Genomic DNA, 16,768 nt, shown 5'->3' on the forward strand with positions numbered 1-16,768 from the left:
CGTCTATTTATTCTGCGTACGCAGAATGCCGGCAGACATGCCTGGATCATATCCCCAGCCCCCGCTTGCGCCCGAGGGCCCAGTCCACCCAACCGTCGGTGCGGACGATGCCGCTGACCTGCCGGCCAAGCTGCTTCTCCAGCGACGGCACCCACGGCACCAGGCTGAAGCCCAGCCCGTCATCGATCATGGCGAAGCGGCCCGAGGCGAGATCCAGCCGCTGGCGATAGGTGCCGGCCACGCCGTCGCCGACAATGGCCCCGGACCGGGACAGGCCGGTCTCGGTAGCGAGGCGGGCGCCAGCGCGCTCCAGTTCCTGTCGGCGCAGCCTGTCCAGCAAGCCGCGCGCATAGAGGACACGGTCGCCCTCCCGTCGTGCCAGCCCCGCCGCCAGCAGATGGTCGGTGCGGGCGGCCAATGCGGTCTTCACCTCCGCCCCGAAGCCGCCGCTGCCCAGGGCCGGCGGATCGCGAGCCAGCAGTTGGCGGTCGAGCCAGGTGGCGCCGTTGGCCGTCACCTGCCCGGCAATGTCCAGGTCGGACCGCACCGCCAAACTAACGCGCCGCCGGCCCAGGCCATCCTCGTAGCGGCGCAACTCGACAATGGAGCCGGCCGGGCTGTCGCCGGCGGCGTCCAGGTCGGCCAGGCGGACATGGTGGGTGCGACCGTCGACACCGTCGATGACGGCGAAGGCCGACCCGCGCAGCTCGTCGTCCAGTCCGCGCGCCACCAGCCGACCGATGACGGGATCGGCCAGGGCCTCGCCTGCCAGCACATAGCTGGAAGCCGCCCGCTCAATGCCGCCGGCAGCCAGTCCCTGATGGATGCGCTTGATGATGTCACCGCGCTCGCCCAGCTCACGCAGGGTCGCCTCAGCCGTGGGCGACAGAGTCCATTGCCCCAGCGCCTGTTGCCGGGCCAGACCCAGCCCTTCCAGCTTGCGCAGCCGGCCGATCTTCAGGGGCAGGAAGTCATCGGGCCTCTCGCCCGGCACGGGTGTCGTGTCGATGACGCTCTGGCTGTCCATCTGCCGGGCCAGCGCCCGGTCCAGCCGGGTCCAGCGCTCGGCCTCGACCTGCCGTTCCAGGGTCTGGTGGATATCCAGGTCGGTGCGCAGCCCCAGTTCCTGCGTCACAAGGTCCTGGGCGCGGGCGCGCAGGCCGGTGGCGATATAGTCGCGGGCAATGACCAGGTCGCGGCCACCATCGCCTTTGCCCCGGACCAGGATGTGCAGATGCGGATGGGCCGTATTCCAATGGTCGACGGCTATCCAGTCCAGCCGCGTGCCCAGATCGGCCTGCATCTGCTCCATCATCTCGCGCCCGAAGCGGCGCAAGTCGGCCAAGTCGGCGGCATCGTCGGGCGAGACGATGAAGCGGAAATGGTGCCGGTCCTCCTCGCAGCGCCGGGCGAAGGCGGCATGGTCGGCCGCGTCGGTATCGGCCCCGAACATCCGGGCCTTCTCGCCGTCGCGGGTGACGCCCTCCCGGCGCAGATAGGAGAGATGGGTGGCAAGGCTGGCGCCCCTGGCCGCCATGCGCACCACCCGCGCCTTGACCACCACCTCGCGCGAGCGGGTGGAGAGCAGATGGTTGGCGCGGATGCTGGCGCTGCGGCCCCGCCCGAAGCGGCTGGCGCGCGGTGCCGTGACGCGGCCGCGCGTGACATGGCCGCCGGCCTTCTGCGCCGCCGCCAGGGCCTGGGCCACGAAGGGCCGGGCCCGCTGCTCGCCCCGCGAGCGTATGCGGCCGGGCCGGAGCTGGAAATCCTCATCATGCGTCATAAACCCTCCCGCGAGGTGCGAAAAAGGGCGGAAATCCCCTCTTTGTCCGGGGCCAGCACGGTGCCGGATCGACGCGCACCGTGCTGAAACCAGACTTAACCCCTTGAAAAACAACCACCCGACCGCGCGGCACCTCGCCGCCTTTTATCCTGCCATCAGGTTCGGGGTGCCGGATCTCCCCTGGCCCATTGCCGGACAGGCGACAGGCTGCGATTGATCCCGATGGCAGAAGCGTCATCGCCGGCTGGACCATCGCCCGGCGAACAGCGGTGCCTGCCGCCAGTCCGGTGTGACAGTGGGCGATGGCCCGTCCCCGGCCAGAGCGAGACGGGCCAAGTAGGCCCTTGTTTCGACTGGCAGCGGCTTGCCCGTCGCCAGATGCTCGGCATAGCGGGCGGGGCCGGCATTGTAGGCGGCGGAGGCCCCGCGCGGGCCGTACCGATCCTGCAACTCGCGCAAGTACGCGGCGCCGGCCAGGATGTTATCGCGGATATCCCAGGGATCGGGACCCAGCCCGTGCCGGTGGCGCAGCTCGGCATAGGTCCCCGGCATCACCTGCATCAGGCCGATGGCGCCCTTGGACGACAGGGCCCGGGCGTCGCCCGCACTTTCCGTCCGGATCAGTGCCGTGATCCAGGAAGCCGGAACGCCGAAGCGCCCGGATGCTTCCCGCACGGCCTCCCCGACAGGATCATCCGCCGCCACCGATGGTACAGGCGTCAGGCCCAGCAGCAGGATCACCGCCCCGAGACGGACCCAGCCTGCCACCGGGTTGGCGTCTCTCCAGGGAAGCGTGCGGGCACGCCGGCCTGGAGGCCGCCCTGGACCGACGCTGCACACGGCGGCCTGCCGGTCCCTGGTCGGGACGGAGGAATGGTGCGGCATCTGGCCGAACCGAGGAATGGAGGGAGGCATGGTCACGGCTCCGTGAGCCAGAGCGGCAGGGCCTCGCCGAGGATCTGCACCATCGGCAGGGGGCCGAAATAACGGCTGTCCAGGCTGTCTGGCACCGTCGGGTTCATCAGGAAGACCTCGTCCGGCCTCAGCACCCGGCAGCCCTGCCAGACGGGCAGCGGCCGCTGGCGGCTGTCGTGGGAGCGGGCCATGCCGATGGCGAGGCCGTCGATGCTGATGCGCCGGCCCGTCCGGCAGACGCGCTGGCCCGGCAGGGCAGCGACGGGCTTGAGCAGCGGGATGCCGGTCGGCAGATAGCCGCGCCCGGCGAGATAGGAGGCCAGGGAAGCGGGTGGCCTGATCGCGACCAGCATGCCGGGCCGCAGCTCCGCCACGGACCGCAGCGCATAGAGGCCACGCGGCATGCTGCCGCTGGCATTCCAGACCAGGCGGGGCGTGGGTGGCAGCAGCAGGGTCCCGATGGCCAGGATCGCCATCACAATGGGCAGCCAGCGCCTCATGGCCCCACCTGCCGGCGTTTCAGCCAGGCCTGATGCCGGGCCAGCGTATAGGCACGGGGCGGCTCGCTGGCCTGCATGCGGTGATGCAGGTGGCGCCAATGGTCGGGCGCCACCTCGGCCGCGTCCAGCCCCAGCGCCTCGACGGCATCGATATGCTGGAGCACGGCTTCCACCTTGGGCCAGCCGCTCTGGCGCAGCAGGATATCGGCGCCGGGCCGGACATAGGGCAGCGTCGAGAAGGGCTCACCCGGAGAGACGGCGCGAGCGATGTCGATGCGCGACACCAGGGTGCCATGGTCGTTGGCGGCCCAGCGGACATAGGCGAAGACGCTGCCCGGCGCGAAGCCCAGCACGCGGCGGCTACGGTCATGGATCACCTCTTCCACCTCACGGCCGAAGCGGATCCAGCGCTCGACCTGCTTCTCGATCCAGAGCAGCTCGACGCGGGTCAGCATGGCCGGCGTCACGCCGGGCGGCAGGCGGCCGATCATGGCGTCGCTCCCTCGTCCGGCGGGAACTCCCGTGCCAGCAGGTCGCGCAACAGCTCGGCCATGGTCAGCCCCTGCCGAAAGGCCGCCATCCTGATGCGGCCGCGCAGGACCGGCGTGACATCGATGGTCAGCCGGGCCGTAAAGGCGTCGGCGACGGTACTGCGGCGTTCGGACCGTCGGCCCCAGCTCTCGGCATCGGACGGGCGGGCGACGAAGCCGTCGCGGTCGGTCCGGCTCATGGTACCAGTCCCGCGACCTCGGCCGCCAGCCGTTCGACCTCGCGGGCCGCTGGCCCCTTCGCATCGAGCTCATCGGCCAGCCGGCCGCTGCGGACCGCCTCGGCATAGATCACGCGCTGGCCAATGCTGGCCGACAGGGCCGGCGGGTCCTGGCCGGCCAGCGCCTCGGCCGTGCGCCGGGCGATGCAGGTGCGGGCAGCGCAACGGTTCAGCAGGAACCGCGCCCGCAGCTGCGGCCGGAAGGCCGGGCCTCGGCCAGCAGCCGCAGCATCTCCGCCGAGGCCCAGCCGTCCAGCGGCGAGGGCTGCACAGGGATCAGCACCAGGTCGGCCGCCAGCAGGGCCGAGCGCATCAGGGCCGCCACGCGCGGCGGCCCGTCGATGATCAGGTGGTCGGCGGCGCGGGCCAGGTCCGGCGCCTCCCGGTGCATCGTGTCGCGGGCCAGCCCGATGGTCGCGAAACGGCGCGGCAGCCCCTCGCGGGCCCGCTGCGCCGACCAGTCCAGGGATGAGGCCTGCGGATCGGCATCGATCAGGGTCACCCGGCGGCCCCGGGCCGCCCAGGCGCCGGCGAGATGCAGGGCCAGCGTCGTCTTGCCGGCGCCGCCCTTCTGGTTCAGCAGCGCCACGATCATGGGCCGCCTCCAGCATCCAGTTTAACTTTAGATTCTTCTTTAGACTCTTTACGGGGCGGAATCCGCGTTTCAGGCCAGAGAGTTAGCTGAGGTTCGTGCGCCCGATGTACCGATATCCCTGCGCCTGATGTACCGATAGGGATTGCGCCCGAAGTACCGATAGCGAGGTCGCTTATCCCGGTCTCATGCATAGGGTTATCCACAAAAATATCCACAGAAGGCCGCAGGACCAGCGTCTCGATACCGCCCACCCGCGCCAGCGCCAGGGCGTAGCCCGGCAGCGGCTGGCGGTGGACGATGGCGCGGATGTCGAGGGCGAAGTCGGCATAGCGGGCCTGGCTGGCGCTCTTGGCGTGCAGGTGCCGCAGTTCGAACCGCCAGCCCTCCCGCTGCCGACCAGCATGCTTGCGGGCCAGACGGTAGAGCCAACGCTCCACCCCGCCCGTGAGGCGGAAATAGCCGGGATCGATGGCCAGCACCAAGCGGCGGTCGATGACGCCCTGGTAGAACCAGTCGGGCAGCACGAACTCCATGCCCTCCACCCGGCCGGCGCGATTGACGCGCTCCTCCAACTCGTTGATCCAGGAGAATTGCTGTCGGCGCCACTGGGCGCCGTGGCGGATATTGGTGCGGATGACCGTCGACTGCAGTCGGGTCAGCGCCGCCTTCAGCAGCAGGTAGTTGCGCTTGCCCGTGGCCCGGCCGATGGAGGTCAGCAGCCGGTAGGGCGTGAAGCGGAAAAAGCGCGAGGTCGGCAGGCCGCGATCCCGGGCGGCCAGGATCTGGCTGGCTGCCCATATCAGCAGGTCGGCATCCCAGATGGTGGCCATGCCATATTCGGCCACGGCATGGACCTGGATCTCGGTCTCGCCCGACCGGTAGAGGATGGGTGCCACCCGCCGCGACTTGGCCAGCGAGAAGAAGGGCCGTTCCATCAGGTCGCGCTGGTCGCGCGGCGGCACATTGTCGGCCAGCGCCTCGAACGGGTCGAGCCGGGCGCGCTCGCCGGAACGCAGTGGGGGATCACGCGGCGCCATGGCTCAGCGTCCCCCGGGGCCGTTGCCGCCCGGCACCTGGGCATAGAGGCGCCGGGCCGGATAGACGGTGCCGCTGCCCGGATCGGTGGTGGAGACGCGCCGGCCACGGTCGGCCCAGGCCTGCAGGTCCTCGACCGTGTAGACGATCCGGCCGCCCAGCTTGCGATAGACGGGGCCGGTGCCGTAGGTGCGGTGTTTCTCCAGGGTCCTTCCGGACAGGCTGAGAAAGCGCGCTGCCTCGGGCGTGCAAAGATATCGGGATGGCAGGATAGGGTTGGGCATGGGGGCCTCCTGGGACGGGACGGGCCACCGGCGGATGCCGGCGGCGGATCGGTCCCAGGCTGGCGTAGGGAAACGGGCGGGGAGGATGACGGACTGGCGGGGTGCCGGAACTGTCCACCCCTCATCCGCCGCGCAGCAGCATGCGATAGCCGCCCTGCATCAGGGCGACGGCATCGGCGACCAGCCGGATGGCGCGGGCGCGGGTGGCGGCGGTCTTCCAGAGACGGGCCGGCAGCTGCGCGCTGTCGCGGTCCAGCAGCACGGTGGCGATGTCGCGATAGGTGGCGCCGTCCAGGTGCCCGTCCAGGGCCCGCAACATCAGGATCAGGCGGCGGCGCTTGGCCGGGGTCAGGCGCCAGGTGGGCGGCATCGGCCCGCCCGTGCGCCCTTTCAAGCGGTGATGCAGCCGTTGGGCGCTGGCCAGGCGCAGTGGAAGATGCTCATCGAGCGGCAGGCGCAGGGCCAGCCGCCCCGCCATGTCGGCCCCTTCCGGCAGCCAGAGCCGATGATCACCTGTCGGGTCAGCCAGGACGAGATAGCGGCCGTCGTCTGCCACGATATTGGCCAGCACCAGGCCAAGGGCCACGGTGTCCAGTGTGATTGCCGTTTCGGAAGGGGCCGTCAGGGGCACCAGCGGCAAGGCGACGGGCAGCAGTTCCGGTCGCCACAGGACCACCTGCCGCCATGCCGGCCGGTCAGGGTCGGCGGCAAAACCCCAGCCCCCAGCGGCGGGCCAGATCGCAAGCCGCGATGCGGGCCGCCGCTGCGTCGGCCGCCAGTACCTGCTGCAACCTATCGTGCTCGGCACGATAGGCGGGATTGCGGCGCAGGAACTCCAGCGCGAAACCGCAGCGGTCGAGGACCTGCAACGGTTCCTCGGTGTTGGGGGTGCGCCAATCAGCTGTCCAACTCATCGGCTCGCCCTCTCCGCAGCGCCAATGACATGCAGGCACAGTTCCGGGTGGGCTATGGCGCAGCAAGGCATTGCGAAAGATTCGCATGATGCCGCTGCCGCATGGAGTGGGACTACTGCAGCGGCGGGCGCAGCAGATAGGCATACCCCGTGTGTGTCATCCATTGCGCCCTGGCGAGGTGGCTGTCATGGACGCGACGCGCCCGTTTCGGCTCGCGTTTCGGGTCGATGCCGAAGATCACCTGTACCACCTCCTGCCAGGACGCCCCTTCCTCGGCCGCATCCAGCAGACGGAGGTATGTTATGAAATGCCGCTCGTCATAGCTGGTCAGGTGTTGGCGGTCGGGAGGCTCGTCCTGGAATGCCGGACAATTCATGGTGGCGCTCGTCTACTTGCTTGCCGGGTCTATTATTCGACGCAGAGACGAGGTTGCATAGAGGAAGATTTATCCTCGGAATATGATGCGTGGACCGCATCACGCACCGCGTCCACCGCATCATCCTGTCCCCGCCGCCGCCGCTTGCGCTGTGACCATTCTGTGGTCGCGGCAGAGGTTCCGCGTATTATAATACGTAGCACCAGAATGCACGATTGCTTTCTATCCTGCGGATGGACATTCGCAGGCTCCTCGGCGCCAACATGCGGCGCTACCGGTTGCAGGCCGGCCTCAGCCAGGAAGCTGTGGCGGAGCGGATGGGTGTTGATCGCGCCTATGTCAGCGCCGCCGAGCGCGGCCTGCAGAACCTGACCTTGTTGAAGGTCTGGGAGGCCGCGCAGGCGCTGGAGGTGCGACCGGCCGCCTTGCTGGATGAGAGCGTGATGAAGGACGGGACCTGATGTCGCCCGCCGCCCCGGCCCCGCCGGGGCGGCGAAAAATCCGGCGTGGAACCGTAAATCCGCAATGCCGACGAACCATCCTCGCGGATTTACGGAAAGCCGGAACAGCGTATTCCCGGAACGGCGCAAAGCCGTACAGCCGGAAATACGGCTGTACGGCTTTGCTGATTTCAGGCGGCGCGGTCCAGCAGGCGCTTGGCCTTGCCCTCCAGTTCCAGCCTTGCATCCTGGTGTGGCTTGGCGCGGGCATGGGCAGTGATGCCCTGCACGAAGTCGAACAGGCTTTCCGGCGGGTGCCCTTCCTCCCGCAGCACGGTCTCGATGATCTGCCCGGTCTCGGCGCGCGAGAAGCCGCGCCTGCGCAGGAAATCCTGCCGGTCCTCGTCGCTGCGGGCCACGACCCGTTCCCGTGCCGCGCGGATGCCGGCCAGGAAGGGGGCCGGGCTGGACCCGGCGAAGCTGGCCAGGGCCGGGGCCGCCTCCTGGGCGAAGCGCTGGGCGGCGAACTTGCTGTGGCGGATGCTGATCTCCTCGAACCCTTCCACGCCCCACAGTTGGCGGTTCTGGCACACGGCGCGCAGGTAGAAGGAGGCGATGCCCAGGGTCTTGGAGCCCACCTCGCTGTTCCAGGCATAGAAGCCCCGGAAATAAAGGTCTGGCTCCCCGTTCGGCAGGCGCCCGGCCTCAATGGGGTGGGTGTCGTCGACCAGGAACAGGAACACGTCGCGGTCGCTGGCATAGAGCGTCGTCGTCTCCGCCGTCACGTCGATGAAGGGGTTATGGGTCATGGTCGACCAGTCCAGCACTCCCGGCACCTTCCAGCGCGTGTCCCCGGTGCCATTGCCGGCAATGCGCTGCACGGCCGACACCAGCTCATGATCCCAGATGCGGCCATAGTCCGGGCCGGTGACGGCGCGCAACTCGACCCGCCCGTCATCGGCCTCCAGCGTCTTGACCAGTTCGCCCCGGTGCGACAGCAGCCCGTGCTGAAGGTTGATCCCGGCCAGCGGGGCCGGCAACTGCCGCAAGTAGCCGGCGGGCGCGCCCACCAGTCCGCACAATTGCCCGAAACTCCAATGCGTGGGTGCCACGGGATCGGCCCGCCCCGGCAGCAGCAGGGCCAGCCGCTCGGCATCGTCACGGCTGGCCTCCACCCGCACCAGGCGGCTTTCGACCGTCCGCGCCGTCGCCCGCCGGGCGCGGGCGGAAACAGCCTCGTGCAACGCGGTCAGGCTCAGATAGCGTTCGTCACGGGGGCGGGAGAACCATTCCGACGAAACCCGGCCGACACGCTCGCCCCGGCCGACATCGACGCGGAAACCACCGGTGACGGGCCGGCCCTCGTCATTCTGCTCGATCATGGTCATATCATCTCTCCTGGGTCAGGGGTGTCAGCGCAGCGCTGCGCTGCACCCCTGCCCGTCGGCGAGACCGGGGTAGCAAGGGGCAAGGGCGGACGGGGCGGAGGGGGATCGCCCGGCCTGCACGGAGCCGCCAGGCGCAGGAAGGCCGGGGAGACCGCCCCGTCCGGTCCCGGCAAGGGACTGCACCCTTGCGCCGCGCGAGGGCAGCGCCCTTAGCCGACACCCGCGCAAGGCTTGGACCGCAGGTCCGCCGCATCCCTGACGCCATCGCCCAGTGCCCATGCGGACATGAAGAAAGCCCCGCTCCGAAGAGCGGGGCGCCGAGGATCGAAGGCGGTCAGTCGCTGGTGCGGCGGGACCAGATGAGGGAGAAGCTGTCCTCGCCCTCGGCCTCGACCAGGCTGGCATAGATGGGGGCCGGGAAGCTGGGATCGTCCAGCTTGACGGAGAGATAGTCGCGGCCGGTCTCGCGAGCGGTCTTCTTCCAGGCGGCGCCGAACTCGGTGGTGCCGGCGAAGATGCGGAAGTCGGGGGCGCGCTCATTCTCCTTGTCGGCGGCGACGATCTTGGCCTTGACGTTGAGGGTGAGGGTCTTGACCGAACCGGTGAAGCCGTTCTCGGTCTTGGTGAAGGTACCGATGCTCGCCATGTCACATACTCCTCGTGGTTGCCCGGGCCGCGACCACCGCGGCCTCGATGGCGATCCCGGGACCGGAGGTGATTGACCCCGCAGCCGCAGGCCCGCAGCGCAGCGGAGGAGGCCGGGAGACGGCTTTTTTGCCTCGCGATGCAAAGCCGGCCTGCCCGGCGGCGGAAAAAAGCCGTCTCCCGGCCTTGTGGACAGGCGATCAAGGCGCAGCCGGCCTCCGGTCAGATCAGCCCATCAGAGGCGGCGTGGCCGCGCCCGGGACCGATCCACGGGGATGACATGGCGGGGGGCGGAACCGCTCGGAAAGAGGGGCGCGGCGGCGGGCGTGCAAGAACCTGCCGTGGCGGAGGAAGGGCGGAGGTTGCCGGGAGACGCCATCAGCTGGTCAGCATCAGGCGGTTCACACCGGCAGGGGACCGGAGCACGGTAGGAGCGTTCGCTGCCGAGCAACCGCGATAGATACGTCTAGCTCGCCCAATCAGGCCCTTTGCATCGACCTGCAGGACGGGGTTCTGGTCGCCAGCGAATAACGAGTATGGAGAATCGTCAAAGGCCGTAGTGGGACTGAGGCGCAGTGTACCGTCAACTGATGGCTGTGATGGGGCCGAAAGCGGACGGGCGGGTTTTGGATCAAGCAGTGGAGAAAGTGGTCATTGTTCTGAGCAAGACGTTGAAAAAACTACTTGATCCGTTGTGATCCTCGATTTCTCGTTTTGAGGACGATATTTGCCAGCCAATCCATTCTTGGGGGGGGTGAACTACCGTGAACGACTCAGTTTATTCCAAGTATTCTGTCTGCTGCCGGTACATCGTTCCCGCCCCCCCACAGTAACGGCAGTCGTCGTGCTTCACATGTCCCTTTCCATGGCATCGCGGACAATCGACAATATCCCATCCGCGCCAATCGATGCCGTCGTAGATGTGCCTCTCCATCATGCCATTGCCGTCGCACGCAGGGCAGTCTTCATGGTTCACCCGCCCCGATCCCTCGCACAACTTGCAGTCGATGTTTTGAAAGTCCTTGAGGTCGACTCGGTCCGCATATTGTCTCTCGATCCGGTATTCACCATGGCAAACGGGGCAGTCAGCATTCTTCCCCCGGCTCGCGCACAACGGGCAATCGACGTTTTGGAAGTCCTTGAGATCAACTAGGTCCGCGTACCGTCTCTCGGTCCGGTATTCACCATGGCAGACGGAGCAATCAGCATTCTTTCCCCGCGCGGCGCACAGCGGGCATTCAACGTCGTCAAACTGGTGAACGTCAATCCGGTCTGCGTAACGGCGTTCTAGCGCCCTATCGCCCTGACATACTGGGCAATCGACTCCACGAAGCCTGCCACCTCCCTCACAAACGGGGCAGGGCACCGTTTGAAATTGCGTGAGATCGACCTGCGTTGCGAAATTGGCATCGATCTCCCTGTCACCGTGACAAACCGGACAGTCATCTCCATTATATCGTCCACTGGCGTGGCACAACGGACATTTCACATAGCCTAAAGCCGCGACGTAGGTCTTTCGAATTTGACGAGCTTGCATGAGATGAGCCTCCAGCGCGGGTTCTCCGCTGGAGGCTCGCCCCAGTTGCGGAAGCAATTGCTGCCTTATGGCTGTAACTTCCGGAGATGCGTCACTTTTTGCCGTGCGATAGAGGTCCATCGTGGCCTCAACAGCAAGCTTCTTGACTACCGCCACTTCCTCTGGCGACCTTGCTGACTTAAAGTGAGATAATAAATCGTCACATCTCGTTAGAAGGGACAGTAATGTATCGTGTAGTTTTCCAAAATCTTGCCATTTCCACTTATTTCTAGCAATTAAGGCAAGTTTATGTGCTTTTATAAAAGAAACATCAACTCCTTTAGTGGAGAATATATTTTTGTCGTACATTGTATGATGATTTGCGCATAGCCATATTAAATTTTCTGGGTGATTATTTTTGCTTTTTGAAACCGGATCAATGTGTGCTGCCTCACAGGCGTCAGAGTATTTGCCGCACATTGCACATTCGTAACCTGCTTCCCGTTGAATCTCTAATCGAATTCCGATTGGAACTGGAGGACGAGCCCCGCCGACACTAGGCCAAGGAGCCTTCAGCCAATTATTAAAATCCAAAATCTCGCGTTTAGAATAGTAACGCTTATAGCCGCTCTTGTGAGCTAGCTTAAGCTTCCGGCTGTCTCCTTGCTTTGGCGCATAAGACGTAAACCACTTGAGGAGTTCTGGAGACATTCCGACCATAATTGCCGCTTCATACTCATACACTAAATCGTCAGCTTTGGACATGAAATGCATCTCCTTTGCCCCTTAATTTCCTTCACTTTAACGCGAATATCCTACATGGTCGCTATCATTCTGCAGTCCTGAATGGCAACTGAAGGCGCCGAGGACACCCGATTCTGCAAAATGCGCTGCGGGTGGTGGAGTCGTGCGCAAGGAGATAAGGAAAAATGTATCAGGATTGAAGCGTAACTATTTCGATTGTGAATGACTGGCATGAGTGCAAACCAGAAAATATACTCTCGTCCACCAAGGTGACGTCTGCTGGATCGGATGACAGGAAAAGGCCGGGGCGGCCGCCAACCACCCCGGCTCACTCTGTTATTCCGCCGCCTGGGCGTAGGGCGTCTCCGTCCTGTTGGCGGCCGGTTCCTCATCCGGCATCCGCAGCAACATCGGCAGCCATCCAGCCCCCGTCAGCAGTTGTTGGGCAGCCTCGGCCATGGGCTGCTTCTTCATGCCCTCCATCCGCTGGGCCGCCTCGTCCGACACGGCCTCACGCACGGCCGACAGGATTTGTGCCTTGGTGACGCGCCCCAGATAGGTCCGCACCGTCGGTGCCCAATACACCGTCATGTCGAGGTGGGTCGCCTGGGCCAGCCGATCCGCCATCGCCAGGGCCTGCGGACGACGTTCCCAGGGCTGGCGCACCGCGAAGGCCGTCAAGGCCACACAATGGGCCAGCAGCCGGCTCCGCTGCTCGGCGTCGAGGCCGACCAGGAAAACCCAGAGGCCGACGCTGTGGCGGGGCAGTTGCACTGCCCAGTCCTCATGGCGCCGGGCCAGGGCCTGGGCTGCTGCCGTGTCGTCGATGCGGTCGGCGTGACCAGACAGCGGCGTGCTGTGAGCGCGGATGTCCAGGCAGGTGCCGTCCGTCTCGATGGCGAACAGGCTCGACACCAGGGCATGGGTCAGGGCGATGACGGCGATGTCGGGATGCTTTCCCAGGGCCAGCCGCAAGCCCAGGGTCCGGTGCGCCGTCAGGTCACGGACCAGCAGGTCGGACAGCGGCCTGCCTTCACCCATGTCCTCATCCTCGCCATCGGGAGCCGAAGCAGCTTCCGTGCGGCCGTCGCCGGAATGGGAGACGGCCTCATTCTCCTCGCTGACCGCTGCGGGTTCCGGTTCCGCCGGCTTCTCATCCTCCGGCCGGATGAAGCCCCGTTCGATGCGGGCCTGCCCGTCATGACCCAGCACGACGAAGACGCCACCCCGCGCAATGGTGTCGGGATCATAGGCCTGCTGACGGGCCGCCAGCCGGTCGATCTCGCCATCCAGTTCCGCCAGTCGGGCCTCAACATCGGCCGGCAGTTCCTCCAGCCCCTCATGGGCCAGGGACAAGGCGTCCTGCTCGTCCTGGAGCGCGTCCAGTTGCCGCTGGTCCGTCGGCGACAGGTCCACCACCTGCGGATATTCGCGCCGCAAGCCCAGGGCATAGGGAAAGTCGATGAAAGGCTGCACCCATTTCCACCCCTCCGCCCGCATTCCGCCGGCGACGGCTTCCAGCTTGTCCAGCACCAGCCGGTCCAACAGCGCGGCATCCTCAAAATAGCCGCCTTCATCCTCGCTGAACAGGTCGCGCAGAATGGTGCCGCCCGCCGTCTCGTAGGCTTCGACCCCAACGAAGCGCGCCCGCCGGTCGCCGGCGGGCACATGTGCCTCGGTCAGGGCGCGGCGGATGATGTGCGGTTCCTTGTTCCAGGACAGGCCGTCATAGACCTGCTCCTGCCGTTCATGGCTGTCGGTGATGGCGAAGGCCATCAACTGGTCCAGGCGCAGACCGCCCTCACGGTAGATCGCCAGCAGCCGGGGCGACACCGCGCCCAGGCGCAGCCGCTGCCGCACCACCTGCGCCGTCACGCCGAAGCGGGCGGCGATGTCCTCGGCACCGAGGCCGCCTTCCTCGGACAGGCGGCGGAAGGCCTCGAACTGGTCGGCCGGGTGCAGGTTCTCCCGTACCACATTCTCGGCTAGGCTGATCTCCTGCGCATCGCCCTCGCTGATCAGGCAGGGGACCGGCGCGGCCCTGGCCACCTGCTTGCGCTTGACCAGCAGCTTCAGGGCCGCCAGCCGGCGACCGCCGCCGCAGACTTGGTACTTGCCCGTCTCGTTGCCCTCGGCATCCAGGTCGGGCCGCACGTTGAGGCTTTGCAGCAGACCGTGAGCGGCGATGGAAGCCGCCAGTTCCTCCAGCCCCGCGCCGCCGCCCGTGCGGCGGACATTGCGGTCGCAGGGCACCAGCTTGGACAGGGGGATATCGCGGATGATGGTCGTGGTCATGTCCGGTCTCCTTGGGTCAGGGGTGTCAGCGCAGCTCTGCGCTGCACCCCTGCCCGTCGGCGAGACCGGGGTAGCAAGGGCAAGGGCGGACGGGGCGGAGGGGGATCGCCCGGCCTGCACGGAGCGGATGCCACCCTGCCGGCCCGACCATCATCGCCCGCGCAGGAAGGCCGGGGAGACCGCCCCGGCCGGTCCCGGCACGGGACTTCACCCTTGCCCGCGCGAGGGCAGCGCCCTTAGCACCGGAGACCTCGGCGCCGCGGTGATCCGTGGGAAGCAACGCGCCTGTCCTTCCAGGCAACTGGTCAGGGGGCGGCTTTGCGGGTAAATGGCGAAAGACGGTGGCATCACGAACCGTGCCGCGTCAGGAGGACAGGACCAGAGATGAGTGAGAAGATCAGCAAGGACGACTTGGCCGCCGTCATCGCCGAGGCGACGGGCAGCAGCACGGCCCGCAGCAAGGAAGCCCTGGAACGTGTGCTGGTGGCCATCGGCGCCGGCCTAAAGGGCTGAACGGGTAAGGTACCGGCACTCCAGCGCAAGTTTTTCTACCCCGACGCCGCGCGCCATCCGACGCTGGCAGTTCCCTTTTACGGGTCGCAACCGGCCGGGAACCGCCTATTCCACGACCACGATTTGCTTTGCCGCCCGACATTGGTCACGGCGATGCTGCCAGCAGCGACGTGCATTGAATGGCGGTTAGCGCTATGATTCGCAATCAGTCCAATACTCCCTGGCAGCAGGACAAGGCGAAATGGCTCCATGAGCCGGACTTGATCCTGACATCCCCTCGCGATCTGCCTGATCCGCGCCTCCTTGAACTGGCGCGGTTGCTGGCCAGGCGGGCCGCCCGGGAATGGTTGAAGGAAACCCGCGCGCGCGAGGTGCGGCGCCCCTGACAACATTGGAGGCCGCATGAAGGTCGCTCTCTATGCCCGCTATTCCAGCGACAGCCAGCGTGACGCCTCCATCGCCGATCAGCTGCGCATCTGCCGCGCCCATGCCGACCGGCAGGGCTGGCGCATCATCGAGGAATATACCGATCACGCCGTCTCGGGCGCCTCGCTGCTGCGGCCCGGCATCCAGGCCCTGATCGCCGATGCGCTGAAAGGCCGTTTCCAGGTGGTGCTGGCCGAGGCCATGGACCGGCTCTCCCGCGACCAGGAGGACATTGCCGGCCTGTTCAAGCGCATGGCCTTTGCCGGCATCAAGATCATCACCCTGTCGGAGGGCGAGGTCACCCATCTGCATGTCGGGCTCAAGGGCACGATGAATGCCCTGTTCCTCAAGGATTTGGCTGACAAGACCCATCGCGGTTTGCGCGGGCGGATCGAGCAGGGCAAGTCCGGCGGCGGCAACGCCTATGGTTATGACATCGTCAAACAGTTCCAGGCTAATGGCGAACCGTTGCGCGGCGACCGGACCATCAACAAGGCCGAAGCCGACATCGTGCGGCGCATCTACCGCGACTATGCCGCCGGCAAATCGCCCAAGCACATTGCCCTGGAACTGAACAATGAAGGGATCAAAGCTCCCGGCAGTGAAGCGTGGGGCTTCAGCACGATCCTCGGCAGCCGCAAGCGCGGCACCGGCATCCTCAATAACGAGCTGTATATCGGCCGGCTGATCTGGAACCGACAGCATTTCGTCAGGGACCCCGACAGCGGCAAGCGCCGGGCCCGGCCGAACCCGGAAGCCGACTGGATCATTCGCGATGTGCCCGAACTGCGCATCATCGATGAAGCCCTGTGGCAGGCAGTCAAGGCCCGACAAGCAACGGTGCGCGATCAGGGCATCGACCTGACAACGGGCGAGGAGACCGCCACCAGTCTTCGGGACCGGCGGCGGCCGAAATATCTGCTGTCGGGACTGACCCGGTGCGGCTGCTGTGGGGGCGGCTATTCAATGATCTCCGCCGTTCTGGTCGGCTGCTCGACAGCACGCAACAAGGGGACCTGCGACAACCGGCTGAACATTCGGCGCGACCGGCTGGAGGCGCGCGTGCTAGACGCACTGCGCTATCACCTGATGGATCCGGCCCTGTTCAAGGAATTCTGCGATGAATTCACGCGGGAGATGAACCGTCTGCGCATGGAAGGGCGGGCCTCGATTGAGGCGGCGCAAGCGGAACTGCACCGTATCGACAAGCAGATCAGTGCCACGGTCGATGCAATTGCCGACGGGATGTATCATCCTTCCATGAAGGAGAAGATGGACAGGTTGGAATCCCGGAAAACAGCGTTGCAGCAGTTTTTGACCGAAGCCGTCGAGCCCCCACCCCTGCTCCATCCGGAGATGGCGCAGTTCTATCGTCAGCAGGTAAGCGAACTGCATGCGGCCCTACGGGACGAGATCGATGCCACCCGGCTTCAGGCGGGGGAGATCCTGCGATCGCTGATCAAGGAGATCGTGTTGACGCCGGAGGATGGCGTGCTGCAGATCGACGTGCGCGGTGACCTCGCCGGCATCCTGACCATTGCCGTGGGCGGTAAGGCCGTTGGTGCCACAAAGCAAAAAGGCCGCCCTTTTGGGGCGGCCTCAGTGAGCGACGTTGTGTCGCAATTGGAAA

At 66.3% G+C, this 16,768-nt stretch carries 17 protein-coding genes and 1 pseudogene; 3 read left to right on the forward strand and 15 right to left on the reverse strand.

The window, feature by feature from the left end:
• Window positions 1-46: 46 nt before the first annotated feature.
• The 11 genes and pseudogenes from ACM9HJ_RS26815 to ACM9HJ_RS26865 all read right to left on the reverse strand — a co-directional run bounded on the left by ACM9HJ_RS26815 (window position 47) and on the right by ACM9HJ_RS26865 (window position 7,171).
• On the reverse strand, window positions 47-1,783 hold the full coding sequence (locus ACM9HJ_RS26815; RefSeq protein WP_416574863.1) for a relaxase/mobilization nuclease domain-containing protein: 1,737 nt from the start codon (window positions 1,781-1,783) through the stop codon (window positions 47-49).
• Between the two features lie 234 nt (window positions 1,784-2,017).
• Window positions 2,018-2,551 (reverse strand): lytic transglycosylase domain-containing protein, encoded by a 534-nt coding sequence (locus tag ACM9HJ_RS26820; protein ID WP_416574864.1) that lies wholly within the window; start codon window positions 2,549-2,551, stop codon window positions 2,018-2,020.
• A gap of 149 nt (window positions 2,552-2,700) precedes the next feature.
• Window positions 2,701-3,198, reverse strand: a complete 498-nt coding sequence (locus ACM9HJ_RS26825) for a S26 family signal peptidase (protein ID WP_416574865.1) — start codon at window positions 3,196-3,198, stop codon at window positions 2,701-2,703.
• Window positions 3,195-3,689: a DUF2840 domain-containing protein gene (locus ACM9HJ_RS26830; protein WP_416574866.1), complete on the reverse strand. Its 495-nt coding sequence runs from the start codon at window positions 3,687-3,689 to the stop codon at window positions 3,195-3,197. The genes ACM9HJ_RS26825 and ACM9HJ_RS26830 overlap by 4 nt, the downstream gene beginning before the upstream one ends.
• Window positions 3,686-3,928 (reverse strand): hypothetical protein, encoded by a 243-nt coding sequence (locus ACM9HJ_RS26835; RefSeq protein WP_416574867.1) that lies wholly within the window; start codon window positions 3,926-3,928, stop codon window positions 3,686-3,688. Before ACM9HJ_RS26835 ends, ACM9HJ_RS26830 begins: the two co-directional genes overlap by 4 nt.
• Window positions 3,925-4,562, reverse strand: a pseudogene (gene parA, locus ACM9HJ_RS26840) (ParA family partition ATPase). Before parA ends, ACM9HJ_RS26835 begins: the two are co-directional and overlap by 4 nt.
• Window positions 4,559-5,599 (reverse strand): replication initiator protein A, encoded by a 1,041-nt coding sequence (locus ACM9HJ_RS26845; RefSeq protein WP_416574868.1) that lies wholly within the window; start codon window positions 5,597-5,599, stop codon window positions 4,559-4,561. Before ACM9HJ_RS26845 ends, parA begins: the two are co-directional and overlap by 4 nt.
• Window positions 5,600-5,602: 3 nt before the next feature.
• Window positions 5,603-5,881, reverse strand: coding sequence for a helix-turn-helix transcriptional regulator (locus ACM9HJ_RS26850; protein ID WP_416574869.1), 279 nt, complete (start codon window positions 5,879-5,881; stop codon window positions 5,603-5,605).
• 121 nt (window positions 5,882-6,002) lie between these two features.
• Window positions 6,003-6,557, reverse strand: a complete 555-nt coding sequence (locus ACM9HJ_RS26855; RefSeq protein ID WP_416574870.1) for a DUF2285 domain-containing protein — start codon at window positions 6,555-6,557, stop codon at window positions 6,003-6,005.
• A 19-nt stretch (window positions 6,558-6,576) separates the two neighbouring features.
• A complete protein-coding gene (locus tag ACM9HJ_RS26860; RefSeq protein WP_416574871.1) occupies window positions 6,577-6,795 on the reverse strand; it encodes a transcriptional regulator domain-containing protein in 219 nt (72 codons plus the stop codon).
• A gap of 112 nt (window positions 6,796-6,907) precedes the next feature.
• Window positions 6,908-7,171: a DNA -binding domain-containing protein gene (locus ACM9HJ_RS26865; protein WP_416574872.1), complete on the reverse strand. Its 264-nt coding sequence runs from the start codon at window positions 7,169-7,171 to the stop codon at window positions 6,908-6,910.
• A gap of 215 nt (window positions 7,172-7,386) precedes the next feature.
• On the opposite strand from ACM9HJ_RS26865, the gene ACM9HJ_RS26870 reads away from it, so the two are divergent.
• Window positions 7,387-7,632 carry a helix-turn-helix domain-containing protein gene (locus tag ACM9HJ_RS26870; protein WP_416574873.1) on the forward strand — a complete coding sequence of 82 codons (246 nt, stop codon included), beginning with the start codon at window positions 7,387-7,389 and terminating at the stop codon, window positions 7,630-7,632.
• A gap of 170 nt (window positions 7,633-7,802) precedes the next feature.
• On the opposite strand, the gene ACM9HJ_RS26875 is transcribed toward ACM9HJ_RS26870, so the two are convergent.
• The 4 genes from ACM9HJ_RS26875 to ACM9HJ_RS26890 form a co-directional block, all read right to left on the reverse strand.
• Window positions 7,803-8,999 carry a DUF932 domain-containing protein gene (locus tag ACM9HJ_RS26875; protein WP_416574874.1) on the reverse strand — a complete coding sequence of 399 codons (1,197 nt, stop codon included), beginning with the start codon at window positions 8,997-8,999 and terminating at the stop codon, window positions 7,803-7,805.
• A gap of 334 nt (window positions 9,000-9,333) precedes the next feature.
• The gene (locus ACM9HJ_RS26880; RefSeq protein WP_416574875.1) at window positions 9,334-9,645 is read right to left on the reverse strand and encodes a DUF736 domain-containing protein; all 312 of its coding nucleotides are present in this window, start codon (window positions 9,643-9,645) and stop codon (window positions 9,334-9,336) included.
• Between the two features lie 777 nt (window positions 9,646-10,422).
• Complete coding sequence (locus tag ACM9HJ_RS26885; RefSeq protein WP_416574876.1) at window positions 10,423-11,925, reverse strand: zinc finger domain-containing protein; 1,503 nt, start codon at window positions 11,923-11,925, stop codon at window positions 10,423-10,425.
• A 315-nt stretch (window positions 11,926-12,240) separates the two neighbouring features.
• The gene (locus ACM9HJ_RS26890; RefSeq protein ID WP_416574877.1) at window positions 12,241-14,199 is read right to left on the reverse strand and encodes a ParB/RepB/Spo0J family partition protein; all 1,959 of its coding nucleotides are present in this window, start codon (window positions 14,197-14,199) and stop codon (window positions 12,241-12,243) included.
• Window positions 14,200-14,583: 384 nt separating this feature from the next.
• Between ACM9HJ_RS26890 and ACM9HJ_RS26895 the strand changes: the two genes are divergently transcribed.
• Window positions 14,584-14,712 (forward strand): hypothetical protein, encoded by a 129-nt coding sequence (locus tag ACM9HJ_RS26895; RefSeq protein ID WP_416574878.1) that lies wholly within the window; start codon window positions 14,584-14,586, stop codon window positions 14,710-14,712.
• 402 nt (window positions 14,713-15,114) lie between these two features.
• Window positions 15,115-16,768, forward strand: a 1,654-nt coding sequence (locus ACM9HJ_RS26900; protein ID WP_416574879.1) for a recombinase family protein, incomplete at its 3' end; no start/stop codon positions are given.

Origin of the sequence: Niveispirillum sp. KHB5.9 (genome assembly GCF_048066115.1) — a bacterium.
Taxonomy (GTDB): domain Bacteria; phylum Pseudomonadota; class Alphaproteobacteria; order Azospirillales; family Azospirillaceae; genus Niveispirillum.

Coding starts and splice junctions, on each gene's coding strand:
- ACM9HJ_RS26880 (WP_416574875.1), bottom strand. CDS start 9,645: ATGGCGAGCATCGGTACCTTCACCAAGACCGAGAACGGCTTCACCGGT.
- ACM9HJ_RS26875 (WP_416574874.1), bottom strand. CDS start 8,999: ATGACCATGATCGAGCAGAATGACGAGGGCCGGCCCGTCACCGGTGGT.
- ACM9HJ_RS26895 (WP_416574878.1), top strand. CDS start 14,584: ATGAGTGAGAAGATCAGCAAGGACGACTTGGCCGCCGTCATCGCCGAG.
- ACM9HJ_RS26825 (WP_416574865.1), bottom strand. CDS start 3,198: ATGAGGCGCTGGCTGCCCATTGTGATGGCGATCCTGGCCATCGGGACC.
- ACM9HJ_RS26815 (WP_416574863.1), bottom strand. CDS start 1,783: ATGACGCATGATGAGGATTTCCAGCTCCGGCCCGGCCGCATACGCTCG.
- ACM9HJ_RS26850 (WP_416574869.1), bottom strand. CDS start 5,881: ATGCCCAACCCTATCCTGCCATCCCGATATCTTTGCACGCCCGAGGCA.
- ACM9HJ_RS26865 (WP_416574872.1), bottom strand. CDS start 7,171: ATGAATTGTCCGGCATTCCAGGACGAGCCTCCCGACCGCCAACACCTG.
- ACM9HJ_RS26845 (WP_416574868.1), bottom strand. CDS start 5,599: ATGGCGCCGCGTGATCCCCCACTGCGTTCCGGCGAGCGCGCCCGGCTC.
- ACM9HJ_RS26860 (WP_416574871.1), bottom strand. CDS start 6,795: ATGAGTTGGACAGCTGATTGGCGCACCCCCAACACCGAGGAACCGTTG.
- ACM9HJ_RS26885 (WP_416574876.1), bottom strand. CDS start 11,925: ATGTCCAAAGCTGACGATTTAGTGTATGAGTATGAAGCGGCAATTATG.
- ACM9HJ_RS26830 (WP_416574866.1), bottom strand. CDS start 3,689: ATGATCGGCCGCCTGCCGCCCGGCGTGACGCCGGCCATGCTGACCCGC.
- ACM9HJ_RS26890 (WP_416574877.1), bottom strand. CDS start 14,199: ATGACCACGACCATCATCCGCGATATCCCCCTGTCCAAGCTGGTGCCC.
- ACM9HJ_RS26835 (WP_416574867.1), bottom strand. CDS start 3,928: ATGAGCCGGACCGACCGCGACGGCTTCGTCGCCCGCCCGTCCGATGCC.